At 32.9% G+C, this 13,768-nt stretch carries 13 protein-coding genes and 1 pseudogene; 7 read left to right on the top strand and 7 right to left on the bottom strand.

Annotated features, from left to right (window positions below):
- Positions 1-398 precede the first annotated feature (398 nt).
- The 4 genes from CN514_RS06065 to CN514_RS06050 are packed head-to-tail and all read left to right on the top strand — an operon-like array spanning position 399 to position 3,945.
- Positions 399-977 (top strand): biotin transporter BioY, encoded by a 579-nt coding sequence (locus CN514_RS06065; protein ID WP_098231824.1) that lies wholly within the window; start codon positions 399-401, stop codon positions 975-977.
- A gap of 49 nt (positions 978-1,026) precedes the next feature.
- The gene (locus CN514_RS06060; RefSeq protein ID WP_098231823.1) at positions 1,027-2,493 is read left to right on the top strand and encodes an AMP-binding protein; all 1,467 of its coding nucleotides are present in this window, start codon (positions 1,027-1,029) and stop codon (positions 2,491-2,493) included.
- The gene (locus CN514_RS06055) at positions 2,489-3,595 is read left to right on the top strand and encodes an acetyl-CoA C-acyltransferase (RefSeq protein ID WP_098231822.1); all 1,107 of its coding nucleotides are present in this window, start codon (positions 2,489-2,491) and stop codon (positions 3,593-3,595) included. The genes CN514_RS06060 and CN514_RS06055 overlap by 5 nt, the downstream gene beginning before the upstream one ends.
- Before the next feature lie 41 nt (positions 3,596-3,636).
- A complete protein-coding gene (locus CN514_RS06050; RefSeq protein WP_098231821.1) occupies positions 3,637-3,945 on the top strand; it encodes a CHY zinc finger protein in 309 nt (102 codons plus the stop codon).
- 66 nt (positions 3,946-4,011) lie between these two features.
- Here the strand turns inward: CN514_RS06050 and CN514_RS06045 are convergent, their stop codons facing one another.
- The 5 genes from CN514_RS06045 to CN514_RS06025 form a co-directional block, all read right to left on the bottom strand.
- Entirely contained in the window at positions 4,012-4,740 is a 729-nt protein-coding gene (locus CN514_RS06045) for a type II toxin-antitoxin system HicB family antitoxin (RefSeq protein ID WP_098231820.1), read from the bottom strand.
- 166 nt (positions 4,741-4,906) lie between these two features.
- Positions 4,907-5,524, bottom strand: coding sequence for a LysE family translocator (locus tag CN514_RS06040; protein ID WP_098231819.1), 618 nt, complete (start codon positions 5,522-5,524; stop codon positions 4,907-4,909).
- A gap of 137 nt (positions 5,525-5,661) precedes the next feature.
- Entirely contained in the window at positions 5,662-8,274 is a 2,613-nt protein-coding gene (ppsA, locus tag CN514_RS06035; protein WP_098231818.1) for a phosphoenolpyruvate synthase, read from the bottom strand.
- Positions 8,275-8,647: 373 nt separating this feature from the next.
- Positions 8,648-10,486: an ABC transporter ATP-binding protein gene (locus tag CN514_RS06030; protein ID WP_286141581.1), complete on the bottom strand. Its 1,839-nt coding sequence runs from the start codon at positions 10,484-10,486 to the stop codon at positions 8,648-8,650.
- Positions 10,487-10,501: 15 nt separating this feature from the next.
- Positions 10,502-10,960, bottom strand: coding sequence for a MarR family winged helix-turn-helix transcriptional regulator (locus tag CN514_RS06025; RefSeq protein ID WP_176525810.1), 459 nt, complete (start codon positions 10,958-10,960; stop codon positions 10,502-10,504).
- A gap of 231 nt (positions 10,961-11,191) precedes the next feature.
- On the opposite strand from CN514_RS06025, the gene CN514_RS06020 reads away from it, so the two are divergent.
- Positions 11,192-11,527, top strand: a complete 336-nt coding sequence (locus tag CN514_RS06020; protein ID WP_098231816.1) for a YciI family protein — start codon at positions 11,192-11,194, stop codon at positions 11,525-11,527.
- Between the two features lie 135 nt (positions 11,528-11,662).
- Here CN514_RS06020 and CN514_RS06015 read toward each other — a convergent pair.
- Positions 11,663-11,818 (bottom strand): annotated as a pseudogene (locus tag CN514_RS06015) (DUF1259 domain-containing protein); the annotation flags it as partial.
- Positions 11,819-11,983: 165 nt separating this feature from the next.
- On the opposite strand from CN514_RS06015, the gene CN514_RS06010 reads away from it, so the two are divergent.
- Entirely contained in the window at positions 11,984-12,184 is a 201-nt protein-coding gene (locus CN514_RS06010) for a cold-shock protein (protein WP_056465570.1), read from the top strand.
- A gap of 348 nt (positions 12,185-12,532) precedes the next feature.
- Positions 12,533-12,745, top strand: coding sequence for a hypothetical protein (locus CN514_RS06005; protein ID WP_097977342.1), 213 nt, complete (start codon positions 12,533-12,535; stop codon positions 12,743-12,745).
- 247 nt (positions 12,746-12,992) lie between these two features.
- On the opposite strand, the gene CN514_RS06000 is transcribed toward CN514_RS06005, so the two are convergent.
- Entirely contained in the window at positions 12,993-13,460 is a 468-nt protein-coding gene (locus tag CN514_RS06000; protein WP_098231815.1) for a CarD family transcriptional regulator, read from the bottom strand.
- Positions 13,461-13,768 lie beyond the last annotated feature (308 nt).

Genomic DNA, 13,768 nt, shown 5'->3' with positions numbered 1-13,768 from the left:
GATAAATGTATCCCGTTTATACTCGTGTAAGTTTGAGATACATAGAATGGAAATTGTGTATATTTAAGAACATAACATAAATAGATATACATAATAGTGAAAAAGAATAAATACACTATATCTTTTTTGAATTTGACTCGCACCACCTGAACCAATCACTACGATTTTCCACATGAAAATTCTCCATAAACTTTTTTAATCATTAAATTTAACACAGTCCAACCATACATAAAATCATACCATTCCTCCTCTCATCTTTAAATCTGTCTTCTTAGATTTTTCTAGTTTTCTATCTTACTATAATATATGTTAACCAACTAAAATATTTAGTTGACATATATTTTAAGTTTCATTAATATGAAAGAAGTTATTAGAAAATTAACATTAGGAGAATTAAAATGAAAATCAAAGAAATTACATTTGTAGCAATGTTTGCAGCAGTTATGGGTGTCCTTGGACAAGTTCCTCCGATTATGTTATCCTTTACACCAGTTCCAATTACTTTACAAACACTTGGTGTTCTTCTAACTGGTGGAGTTTTAGGTGCAAGATTAGGTGCACTAAGCCAAACCATCTTTTTATTATTAGTTGCAGTTGGAATGCCGCTTCTATCCGGTGGTCGTGGTGGTTTTAGTGTATTTGCAGGACCAAGTGTTGGTTATTTAATTTCATGGCCTATTACGGCTTTTGTAATTGGGTATTTATTATCTCGTTTTAAAACGTTAAAATTAAAACATGTCTTATTGATTAACTTGACTGTTGGAATTCTATTAATCTACTTAATCGGTATCCCAATTCAAGCGGTTATGATGGGAATTCCAGTTATGACAGCGGCTAAATTAAGTTTAGTTTATATCCCAGGAGATGTATTAAAAGCGATTCTTGCTTCAATTTTAGTATTCAAACTAAGACAGCAACCAGTTTTTTCAAGCTCATTGACAAAAAACGATTCAAAACAATCAACAGAAAATATGTAAATTTTTGGGACACTCTTGTTGTGTCTCTTTTTTATAGAGGTGATTAAAAATGGCAAATATAACAGAAACCTATCAGAAAAACGCTATATTGTCGCCTGACAAAATTGCGATACATACGAGTATTAATCAAATCACTTATAAGGAATGGAATCAATTAATTATTCAAACGGCTAATTGGCTACACTCTTTTCGATCAAATTCGAAAACAATAGGTATCCTTTTACCGAATGGTATCTCTTTCTTGCAGATGTTTACAGGAGCGTCTAAAGCGGGTTGGATCGCTGTTCCGTATGATATGAAATGGAATCTCGCGGATTTGGAAAAAAGGGTAAAGCTTTCGAATCCTTCTATTATTGTTACAACAAAAGAAATGTACAATAAGTTTCATTCGATCCTTCCAAATGTGAAGATTATAGATTATATCTTGCAAGAAATAGGTCAATTTGATTCCTTATCTTCAATAGAAATTAATGAGAACCTACCTTTCTATGTCGGATTTACTTCAGGTACAACCGGGAGCCCGAAAGCATTTATTCGTTCCCAAGATTCATGGGTTGCTAGTTTTGATTGCAATCGCTTTGACTTTGGCTTAGATGAAACGGATCAAACTCTTATACCTGGAGCTTTGATCCATTCTCATTTTTTATATGGTGCAATTAGTACCCTATATTTAGGTGGTACAGTTTTCCTTTTAGAAAAGTTTTCTCCTTTAAATGTAATATCACGAATCAATTCTTTTCCTATTACGACAGTTTATGTTGTTCCGACAATGATTGAAGCATTAATAAAAGAAGGTATTCAAGTCGATCTACCTCTGAAAATACTTTCGTCTGGTGCAAAGTGGACCGAAAAATCAAAAATTGAGTTTCGTCATTTGTTTCCTGCTATGACGATATACGAATTTTTTGGCGCTAGCGAATTAAGCTTCATTACCGTTTTGTCGGATCAAGATGGTGTCGATAAGGCAAAAACGGTCGGAAAACCTTGTTATGGAGTGGAGTTACAAATTCGTCGACCAGACCAAGAGTTAGCTGAACCGAATGAAACTGGAAAAATATATGTGAAAAGTAAGTATTTAATAAATGGATACTTTGAAGAAAATGAAAGAACCATTCATTCAATTCAAGATGATGACGGCTGGGCTACAGTTCATGATATGGGCTATATTGATAAAGATGGTTTTTTAACAATAAACGGGCGTGAAAAAAATATGATTCTATACGGAGGAATTAATATATTTCCTGAAGAAATCGAAAAGGTTATTTCACTTCATCCGGATGTTGAGGAAGTTGCAGTCGTTGGTCTTTCAAACCCGTATTGGGGCCAGATTGTTGTTGCAGTGATCAAAGGTAAATCTAATTCGTTTGAGTTAAAACGATTTTGCAAGACACATTTATCAGCTTATAAAATTCCGCGTAAATGGTTTTTTCAAAATGAAATGCCGTATACGACTAGCGGAAAGATCGCACGCGCAGAGTTAATTAAACAAATCGAAATGCAGGTGATTAACAATTAATAGAGCTGTCATTGTCAAAGCAAAGCGAACACCTATCGGAAAAAAAGGTGGAATTTTACGAGATTTTCAACCACATGAGCTTACTGCCCCATTGCTTAAGTATTTAGCAGATGGGTTAGATGAAAAGATTGATGACGTCATTTTAGGAAATGTTGTTGGCCCAGGGGGAAATATCGCTCGAGTTTCTGCATTGGAAGCGGATCTTCCTCTTACAGTCCCAGGAATCACCATTGATCGTCAATGTAGTGCAGGATTAGAAGCGATTCGAATGGCTTGTTACTTAGTCCAGGGTGGAGCTGGAACTTGCTATCTTGCTGGAGGAGTTGAAAGTACTAGTACCTCCCCATTTCCTACTAGAGCAAGATTTGCACCTGACAAAATTGGTGATCCTGATATGGGGATTGCAGCGGAAAATGTAGCTGAAAAATATGGCATTTCAAAAGAAACTCAAGATCAATATGCATTATTAAGTTATACACGAAGCTGGGAATCTCATCATAATGGGAAAATCAATGAAGAGATTATTCCAGTTAGTGATTTCGACCAAGATGAAGTATTTTTCAAAAAAAGAAAGATGGAAGAACTTTTAAAAAGAGCAAAACCTGTCTTTAAAAAGAACGGTACAGTCACAGCGGCAAACAGTTGTGGCATTCATGATGGAGCCTCCGCTGTTTTAATTATGGAAGAAAATGAAGCGATAAAAAATGGTTTAAAGCCGGTTTTACGATTTGTGGATAGTCAAGTTTCTGGGGGTCATCCTAATTATCCAGGTGCAGCACCAATCCCTGCTATTCAAGATTTATTAAGCAGAAACAAATTAACAGTTGCAGATATTGAACTTTATGAAATAAATGAGGCTTTTTCTTCAAAAGTACTAGCCTGTTCAAAAGAACTTTCCATCCCTACTTCCAAGTTAAATAGTAATGGTGGAGCATTAACGATTGGCCATCCATATGGAGCTTCTGGAAGCATCATGGTCACAAGACTTTTTTATGAAGTACAAAGAAGAAAAAATTTAGATTCAAATTATGTAGTCGCTGCAATTGGAAGTGGTGGTGGAATCGGATTAGCTGTCTTATTCGAAATCGTAAAACAAAATTAAAAAATCATGAAGCAGTAAGAAGTATAAGGAGAGGTAAACATATGAAAGTAATCGGTTCAATCGATCTACATACACGCTGTAAACATTACCATACAGCAAGAGATATCATAGCCATCAAATTCAAGTGCTGTGATACATACTATGGATGTTATTATTGCCATGAGGAAAACACTAATCATGAACCAAAAGTCTGGGGTAAAGATGAATGGCAAACAAAAGCAATTCTTTGTGGGAACTGTCATGAGGAATTAGCAATTCAAGAATATCAAGATTGTAACTACAAATGTCCTAAATGTGAATCTGATTTTAATCCAGGGTGTAAAAACCATTACCATTTGTATTTTGAGTGAATAAAAACAACCTTATATGTTTAAGGAGCTGAACAGTCAGCTCCTTATTTTTGTTTAATCTAATTTCTAGCTTTTTAGGTTTATTTCCTTTAATATTGAAGCTTCACCTTCAGTTATCTCACCATTTTTTCCTTTATCATCTATTATTTGTAGAATTGATTGTTTAAAATTTTGTTCCATATTTAATCGTAATTTTCTTCTTTCTTCCCATTCTTTTTTAGTACGGTATTTTAAGATAACATTTTGAACGAATTGATTAAATTTCACTTGAGCTTCAGCTCGCAATTTAGCTGAAAAAAGAATTATGCACTTAGGATGTTCTGAAAGTTTCTTATACGAAGAATTGAAAAATAGTTTTTCCTCGGCCTTAGAATAATCTTCAAAAAGGATATCCCAAAGACCATGATTGTTTTTATAGGCTATTGCCTCAATTTCCTCTTCATGTTCTTCAATGAAAAAAGTCATATGCCAATGGCGACCTATTAAATGCTGCTTTATTTCATCGTAATATGGTTGGAACGAGGTTTCTACTTCAATTAACTCTATACCATTTGAAATTGACTCTATTTGAATTGGTATTGGCTTTGGTATGGATTCATTATCATCTAAGATTCCTGCTAAGCTAAATGCCAATTCTTTCTTTGCCTCTTTGATCGCTTCAAATTTTGTTTTGCCATTTGATAAAGGTATCTCCCAACCATGTTTAGGAAAGAAAGTTGGAAAATAAACACCAAAATCTCCATCTACTTCTTGTTTCATTATTGCTGGATAGATAAATTTTTCAAAATTAATCATTAGAACACACCTTTTTTCTTACATAAGGTTTCAACTATAAAAACTAAAACGCATATAATAGATTCTTATTTATCTTGCATGTCTAAAAAAATGATAAAACAAAAATAACTTGCGAAAGAAAAAGGATGCCATCGGCCTCCTTTTTAAATTGAATATTAATAAACTGTTACGATTGTGTTTGGAGAGCAACTCTTAAACCTAATCCAATATAAACTAACCCAATCGCTTTCCCCATCCATTTTGGACCTTTTGTTTTTTTACTAAAGATCTTTTTACCGATTACACTTGATAAAAGCACTAGTAAAGTTGTGTACAAAATACTAAGTAATACAAATGTCAAACCAAGAGTTAAAAGTTGAATGAATACCGGATGTCCATTGCGTTGAACAAATTGAGGTAAAAGAGCTAAGAAAAATAGTGCAGTTTTCGGGTTTAACACTTCGATCAGCACTGCTTGACGAAAGGATAGTTTACTATTTACTTCTTTTTGTTCAGTTGATTTTTTACTATTTTTCGATTTTTTTATGATAGCAGTGATTCCTAAATAAAATAAATAAGCTGCACCTAAATATTTAACGATTTCAAAAGCAAATGCAGAAGTCATTAAAATGGCAGAAAGTCCAAAGACGGATGCACATGTATGAATTAAATCACCGACAGCAATCCCAACGCCTGTTAAGATACCATTCCATTTCCCACCTTTCATTGTTTGGGATAATGTTAAAATTACAGCCGGTCCTGGTATTAAAAATAGCATTAATACAACTAAAATAAATGAAAGCATGATGATCTTCCCCTCTCGTTACTTTATATTTAGACTATTATACAACAAAATTTTGCAGTAATTGCCTAAATTGTTATTTATTTCAATAAAAATAAAGCCGCTTTCCACATTTGGAAAACGGCTTTTGTATTCAACAATTATACTATTTCAATATATCCTTCTGTTCCATGAACACGAATTCTTTGCCCGTCTTTTATCAGTTTGGTAGCATTCTCTACACCGACCACTGCTGGTAAGCCATATTCTCTTGCGATAACCGCTCCGTGTGTCATTAGACCACCAACTTCAGTGACCAGTCCTTTTATTGCAACAAATAAAGGTGTCCAACTTGGGTCAGTGAATGAAGTAACTAATATGTCACCCTCGTCTAAGTTTGCATCTTCCATATTTAAAATAACACGTGCTCTTCCTTCGATTACACCTGAAGAAACAGCTAAACCTACAATCGCATCAGGTGGAAGATCTTCGCGTTTGTATTCACCTACAATAATTTCACCATCAGAGGTTAAAACTCGTGGAGGTGTTAGTTTAGTATATAATTTGTACTCGTCTTTTCGTTTATTAGTGACTTGGTAATCTAGTTTTTTTGTTCGAACGACTTCGTGAAGTTCTTCAAATGTAAGATAAAATATATCTTCTACTTCAGAAATGACATTATTTTTAACAAGTTGTTCAGCTTCTTTCAATAAAGCTAACTTATACACAAAATAGCGACTAATCATTCCATACTTTGGATATTCACGATATCCAATGAAATTCCTGATTAAACTAATAACTTCCTTTATGTCTTCCGCTTTTTGTTTACCATCCGGTAATTTTAACAATCGTACTATAAGCTCTTGTTCTTTTTGCAATGCTTTTTCTAGCCCTTGCTCAAATTTCCGTCTACTTTCATGCGGCTCAAAGTTTTTAATGTTACTAAGAATCATTGGGACGAGTGTAGTTGGTTTTTCACTCCAACGTGTTCTAGTTAGATCAATTTCACCAGTGCATCGCATTCCATATTTTCTCAGATAATCATCAATTGCATCTCTTGTTTCCTGTCCACCTTCAAATTTAATCAATTCATCCAAAAAGTTATCATCTTCTACATGTTGCAAATAATTGATTACTTCTGGATAAGGACGAATGACATCAGCGACATCCATTAGTGCTAGACCCATTTCTGAAGTAATATTATTCGGTGCAGATTGTGTAATGGTATCTCCTACATTCTTTTCATTTAACCATTCGTATATTTTTTCATTAATCCATTCTGTAGCATTCATAGCAGACATAAACACTGCCGAACTTCGTGGGTCAAATAATAACTCTCGTAATTTCTGAAGATCTTCTAAAATAAAATCCATTAAATCTGAACCTGATTTCATTTGTATGTTTTCTTTTAATTCTTCGATTGATGTTTCGTTTTTCTTAATCAAATCAGATACAATTGTTGGGTCGTTTTCAATCAGTGCTTTAAAACTCGACGACGATTGTGTTTGATCATTTCTAGTTGGGGTCGGCGCTTGATTCACAGGTGATGATTCTATAAAATCCTCTCGTCCTACAATCTTTAACAGAGCGTCTTTTAGGAGCGGATCAGATTTTCCAATGGCTTCTATAAACATTTTTCTTCTGTCCGGTGAAGCAAGATTTTGAGAGATATCAACAAATAATCTACCTCCAGCTTTACGCATAGGTGCCCTAGACGTTAACATCCAAAACGACAATCCCAATGGTTTGATTGGATCCGTCATCATTTGTTGATGTCCGACAGACAAATAGACGTGATCTTCTTGATCATCCACTTCAGGAATCGGATATAGAGTTGTGATTGGACGACTTTGTACAATATAAAATGCATCGTCTACTAAACACCATTCGATATCTTGTGGACATCGGAAATAAGCTTCTATTTGTCTACCAATTTGTGCTAGTTGTAAAATTTGTTGATCAGTAAGTGTTTGAGTGATTTGTTTTTGTGGATCAATCTGCTGTGACTCTGTTCCCCCTTCTTTTCGACCATAAATAGCCAATTTTTTCGTTGCGATTCTCTTATCAACGATTTTATTATCTTGTACCCTATAACAGTCGGCCGATACTAAACCAGAAACTAAAGCTTCTCCAAGTCCAAAACTTGCATCAATTGATAGTACCTTTCGATTAGAAGTAATGGGATCAGCAGTAAATAATATCCCTGAAGCCTGTGGGAAAACCATTTTTTGAATAACAACGGATAGATAAACTTGATAGTTGTCAAATTCATTTTGCATACGGTAGATTACCGCGCGATCCGTAAATAATGAAGCCCAACATTTACTAATATGTTTTAAGATATTTTCTTTACCAATAATATTTAAATAAGTGTCTTGTTGGCCAGCAAAAGAGGCATGTGGCAAATCTTCAGCAGTTGCACTTGAACGTACAGCGTATGCAATTTCTTCGCCGAAATTGGAGAGATAGGTAGAAACTGCATTCACAACATCGGAAGGGATTGCTACTTCTAAAATAATCTCTCGTATTTTCCTGCTAATCTCACGAATTTGATCTCGATCATTTACTTTTAGCATTGTTAGTTGATCCAATAAAGCATGAAAAGATTCGTTTTGTTCGATGGCTTTTTGGAAACCCGCTGTTGTAATACAAAATCCTTCTGGTACTTTTATATCTGGAATTTTTGATAACTCACCTAAATTTAATCCTTTTCCGCCAACGAGTAAAAGTTGGTTTTTATCAATCTCCTGGAAATCGAGAACTAAAGAATTCATTCCACATCTCTCCTAACCTTTAATGTCTATTGATTTTATCAGTAGAAAATAAGAAGATAAAGTCTATTTTGGCCATTTTTTTTATGGTATAATTAAAGTAGGAAGACTATGTAATAAAATCGGATTAACAAAAAATGAATTTAAATAAAATAAAAAAGCACAGAAATAGATCTGTACTTTTTTTCAATTTGTAGACAAAGTACAAAAAACCTGATTTTCAGACTGATTGCAAGCGCTTGTCTTTCGAGGCGCGAAGAATGGTGAGGAGCGGAGTTACCTATGACGGTAATGAGCACCGCAGACAGGCGAAGCAACGAAGAAAGCAAGCGTTTGTCAACAGTCTAAAAGCACAGACATTAATCTGTGCTTTTTTCTATTCAGTAGATGCGATTGCTTTTCTGCCAAATTGTTTATTGTATAATTCTTTATATAATCCATTTTGCATTAACAATTCTTCATTTTTGCCTTCCTCAACAATTTGACCATCCTTTAACACAATGATGTGATCCGCGGCCATAATGGTTGAGAGTCGGTGAGCAATAACAATGGAGGTTTTATTTTTTAATAATCCTTGTATTGCACTTTGAATATAAAATTCAGATAAAGTATCTAATGATGAAGTTGCTTCATCAAGAATAATGATTTCAGGATTTTTCAATAATACACGAGCGATTGAAATTCTTTGTTTTTCGCCTCCTGAAAGTTTGATACCTCGATTTCCTACAATAGTCTCATAACCATTTGGTAAATCCATTATAAAATCATGAATATATGCAGCCTTACAAGCATTCGTAATTTCTTCATCTGATGCATCAGGGCTTGCATATAATAAATTTTCTTTAATCGTTCCATTAAATAAATAGCTATCCTGTGTAACAAGTCCAATATGAGACCGTAATGATTCTAGCGTGAACTCTCTAATATCACGTCCTCCAATTTTGATTGAACCTGATGTAAAATCATACAAACGTGGAATTAAATTGGTAATGGTTGTTTTACCTGCGCCACTAGGTCCAACTAATGCTGTCATAGTACCGGATGGAGCAATAAAGGAAATATTTTGCAAAGCCGTTTTATCTTTCTGATAGGAAAATGATACATCGTTAAATTCAATATCTAAATGCGTAACATTCATTTCAGTCGCATCATCACGATCTTTAATCGTTAATTTCATATCAAAATATTCAAAAATACGTTCAAATAACGCGATTGAACTTGTAATATTTACATAAAGATTTGTTAATTGTCCAACCGGCCCGTATAAACGACCAAGTAAAGCAACAAAGCTAATAATAGCCCCAACTGTAATCTGACCGTGAATAAATAAATATCCACCATATAAATAGATGAGCATTGGGCCGATGCTAGTAAAGGTTGATAAAATCATCATAAACCAGCGACCTGCCATAGATTCCTTTATTTTAAGATTAGTAGCCTGTACATTAATGTCATCAAAATTTTTAAATTCGCTTTGTTCCTTTGTAAAAAGCTTCATTAATAAATAACCACTTATATTTAATGTTTCTTGAATTATATGATTTTGCTCACTTGTTTTTTCCTGTGTCTGTTTTGCAATACTCCAGCGAACACTCCCCATTTTACGAGTCGGTAGAATAAATAATGGTACAATGATTAATCCTAGTATTCCAAGCCTCCAGTTCACTATTAACAATGTGGTAGCGGTAGAAATAAGAATAAATAGATTATTAGCGAAACTCACAATCGTACTATCAAATACAGCTTTAACACCAGAAATATCAGCCGTCATTCGGGTGATCACTTCACCTTGCTTAACGTTCGAATAAAATTGGTATGGCATTTGTTGTAAATGAAGATACATTTGGTTTCTCATATCGTAAATAATTTTTTGGGCAACATATGCATTTAAATAATTTTGCCACACACCCAATAACTCTGAAATAATCGTAGTACTAAGAGAGGCAAGTACGAGATAGATTAGGAGACTTAAATCTTTATTTGGTAAGGCAGTATCAACTATATGTTGAATGATGATTGGCGGTAAAATGCCTAGTACTGAAGTAACTAATAAAATAAGCACGACAAGTGTTGTTTGCTTCCAATACGGAATAAAATATTTTGCAATTCTAAGTAGTATTGCCTTTGATATATTTGGTTTTTGTGCGTTTTTATCATATTTCATTCGCCCAAAACCATGAGGACCCATCGGAGGTCCACCACCCCATCCTGACATAATTAAACGACCTCCTTATTTCGAACAATTAGTTTGTTCATTTGATAAATCAGTTAAAATTTTTTTTTGCATGTCTATAAGTATATTAATCTCATCCTGTGAAAATTGTTCCAGTGAATTTGCTAAACTCTTATATGCTTCTGATTCCTCGCGATAGCGTAGACATAATTCTTCACCATCGGGCGTTAAAAATAATTGAGTTTCTCTGCGATCAATAACTGACGTTTCTCTTTTTACATAATTTTTCTTTTCCAACTCATCAATACTAAGACTCACTCTGCTTTTAGCAGTCCTAATTCGTTCAGTTAGTTCCTTTTGTGATAAACCTTCATTATTTCGAATTGAATTGAGGATAATTAACTGTTGGAAGGTTATTCCAAGTTTAGTTGCAGTTTGTAAGTTTATTCTTTTTAGTTGTCGCGCAATTGAAACAAACGAATTTGTTAAATCGATTGCTTGTTGAAAATCTGGCATCATCTCACCCCTTACATTAGTTTACTTTATAAACTGTTTACATTGTAAACTAATAATAAATCTTTATTGTTCATTTGTACAATTAAAAATTATTAATAAAAAAGACAATAGGATATTTTCTACTGTATCTCTTAAATTATTCAGTAATGTCATCTATCTTAAATTGTGAAGTGTATTCAAAAGTAATTTGTGAAATAATTGATGGTAAAGATGAATGGAGGTAAATTAAGGATGGCAGATAACACACCAATTAATGATTCGGTAAAGATACACTTTTTGCTAAAATCTATTCCCCCAAGAACAACCTTTCAACAGGACATGACAGAAGAAGAACGGAATAGTATGGGAAAACATATTGCTTATTGGACAGAAAAACAAAACCAAGGAATTGCTCTAGTGTTTGGACCGGTTCGAAATCCTTCTTCACCTCATGGAATTGCGATAATTGAAGTAGAAAATGAAGCTCAAGTCCCAAAACTTATCGAAGAAGATCCAGCCGTGATTGCTGGGATTATGACTACGGAATTTTATCCGATGATCGCAGTACTCCCTAAAAAAAATTCATGATGTAGTTGTTGAAAAAATTGAACTAAATTAAAAAAAGCAAACGGATCAGTGGTGAACTGTCCATTTGCTTTTTTTATTTCATTTATTGATTACATACTCTATATAATTTTAATCCCTCAATTTAAAGTAAGTATCCTAAAAAAGACCTGCTTCTTTTGCTGCCTCAAAACTAACTCTTGTAAATTCAACTGGATCTAAATTAACATTCTCCCAATGCATATACATTAAACGTGGTTTATCAAACAACCAATGGTTATGAACTGCTGTCACGATTATTCCTCTTTTTCGTAGCTACCATAAACTATGATTTCTAATAAAATATTTAAAAAAACCCTTTAATTTCCAATTAAATAAGTGAAAAGACCTATTTTTTTAGATGAGAATTTGATTATCTTCCATTAAATTGGTATTATATAAACATTAAATGTGTTCAAGCACATAAGGAGGAAATAAAAAATGGAACATGGTAAAGTAAAATGGTTTAATGCAGAAAAAGGTTTTGGATTCATCGAGCGTGAAAATGGTGATGATGTATTCGTTCACTTCTCAGCAATTCAAACTGACGGATTTAAATCATTAGATGAAGGTCAGGCAGTTACATTTGATGTAGAACAAGGACAACGCGGACCACAAGCAACTAACGTTAAAAAAGCATAATTAAAAAAGTCGGATTCTATTTATAGAATCTGACTTTTTTTTTCTAATAAAAATAAAAACCCCCTATTCATTGATTAGGGGGTTAATTAATCGTGGAGCTCGGGTAAAGAAATGGTTTAAAGAATTATAGCCTATAAAAAATGAATACACAACATTCATTTTATACCTTCATTAAGTTAATTTTATTCACTATGCTATGTGTAATTGTATAGTGAAAGTGTGTGAGAATTATTAACGTTATACTCGAAGATAAAATAATCATCCTACAAATACTTTGTAATTTAATTGAATTTACAGGATAACACCTCTTCTGTGTCGAATTATCTAATTTAGAAGGGAGATGTGAAAATGAGTAAGGAAAATCTATTAAAGAACCTTCGACTTGCAACAAGAGGAAATTTCTTTATATTCGACATTAAAAATTCCTTGGAAAATGATACAAATATGATCGAAAAACTAGCTAAGGAACTAGAACTAGATGGATTAATCAAACTAAAAGAGTGCACACAGTTAGAAGATTCACTCTTTTTAAGCGGAATACTTAAATATGCATCCAAATAAATTGGATGCTTTTTTTGTTGGTGAACAAGTTGAATATGAAATAGATACTCGATTTCAGATATTCAATATATAATGGTTTAATTTAATTTTAAAATTAGTAACATTATATTCAAAATGGAATTTAAAAAGTAGGAACACTAGCATAGATTGAACGGGGCTAATGTCTTATATAAGAGGTATCGTTTCATACAGGATTTGAAAATTTGAAATTCTGTAATCTTCCTTTGTAAGTTGAAATAAATATTTTTTACCCGAATAATAGTTCTTTGGCTTGACTTTCTGATATCCCTTTAACTAATTCAAGTTCGCTTATAAAAATTTTACTTGCGTTTCCTAACATTTGTTTTTCACTTGAATTAAGAGATTTTTCTTTATCTATACGCATTAAATCACGTACTACTTCTGCGCCTTCTTCAATATTACCTGTTTTCATTTTCTCAGTATTTAGCTTATATCTTTGTTTGTATGATAGAGAACGATCAGATTCTCCATTATGGAAATTTATTAATATATTGTCGAGTGTATTTGAATCAACGACCATTCGAATTCTTGAATTATTCATTTTTGAAATTGGAATCATCATATCCATCTTTTTAATTAGTAATCTTATAATAAAATACTGCTGTATTTCACCTTGTACTTCTTTTTCTTGAATAGATTCGATTACACCTGCTCCTTGCATTGGATAAAAGATGTTATCACCAACTTCAAACATTATTACACCCCCATTTAATTATGAATCTATATAAGCATAACACTTATTATTTTTTTGTCAAAATAAATATTTTACCAGTAATAAATAAGTCATGTCAATAAGAAAATGGTTTTTTTAGTTAGTGTTTTTATTTTTAAAATTAGTGACTAAGAATTAAGTAAAAATTGACATAATAAATATGTAATTTCACCAATATTTAGGTGAATTTGATTATCTTTACATTTAATGTTAAGATTGAATTATTATAACGTATGTAAAACGCACTAGGAGGAAACAAAAATGGAACAAGGTAAAGTAAAATGGTTTAA

The sequence above is a fragment of the Bacillus sp. AFS001701 genome (assembly GCF_002559405.1).
Taxonomy (GTDB): domain Bacteria; phylum Bacillota; class Bacilli; order Bacillales; family Bacillaceae_G; genus Gottfriedia.
Note: the sequence above shows the minus strand (reverse complement) of the source record. Positions and strands in the feature narration are given on the sequence as shown.

Bases quoted from the DNA above. Each gene is read 5' to 3' on its own strand.
- CN514_RS06045 (WP_098231820.1), bottom strand. From the start codon at position 4,740: ATGATTAATTTTGAAAAATTTATCTATCCAGCAATAATGAAACAAGAA.
- CN514_RS06000 (WP_098231815.1), bottom strand. From the start codon at position 13,460: ATGTTTGAAGTTGGTGATAACATCTTTTATCCAATGCAAGGAGCAGGT.
- CN514_RS06050 (WP_098231821.1), top strand. From the start codon at position 3,637: ATGAAAGTAATCGGTTCAATCGATCTACATACACGCTGTAAACATTAC.
- CN514_RS06010 (WP_056465570.1), top strand. From the start codon at position 11,984: ATGGAACATGGTAAAGTAAAATGGTTTAATGCAGAAAAAGGTTTTGGA.
- CN514_RS06005 (WP_097977342.1), top strand. From the start codon at position 12,533: ATGAGTAAGGAAAATCTATTAAAGAACCTTCGACTTGCAACAAGAGGA.
- CN514_RS06030 (WP_286141581.1), bottom strand. From the start codon at position 10,486: ATGTCAGGATGGGGTGGTGGACCTCCGATGGGTCCTCATGGTTTTGGG.
- ppsA (WP_098231818.1), bottom strand. From the start codon at position 8,274: ATGAATTCTTTAGTTCTCGATTTCCAGGAGATTGATAAAAACCAACTT.
- CN514_RS06025 (WP_176525810.1), bottom strand. From the start codon at position 10,960: ATGCCAGATTTTCAACAAGCAATCGATTTAACAAATTCGTTTGTTTCA.
- CN514_RS06040 (WP_098231819.1), bottom strand. From the start codon at position 5,524: ATGCTTTCATTTATTTTAGTTGTATTAATGCTATTTTTAATACCAGGA.
- CN514_RS06020 (WP_098231816.1), top strand. From the start codon at position 11,192: ATGGCAGATAACACACCAATTAATGATTCGGTAAAGATACACTTTTTG.
- CN514_RS06065 (WP_098231824.1), top strand. From the start codon at position 399: ATGAAAATCAAAGAAATTACATTTGTAGCAATGTTTGCAGCAGTTATG.
- CN514_RS06060 (WP_098231823.1), top strand. From the start codon at position 1,027: ATGGCAAATATAACAGAAACCTATCAGAAAAACGCTATATTGTCGCCT.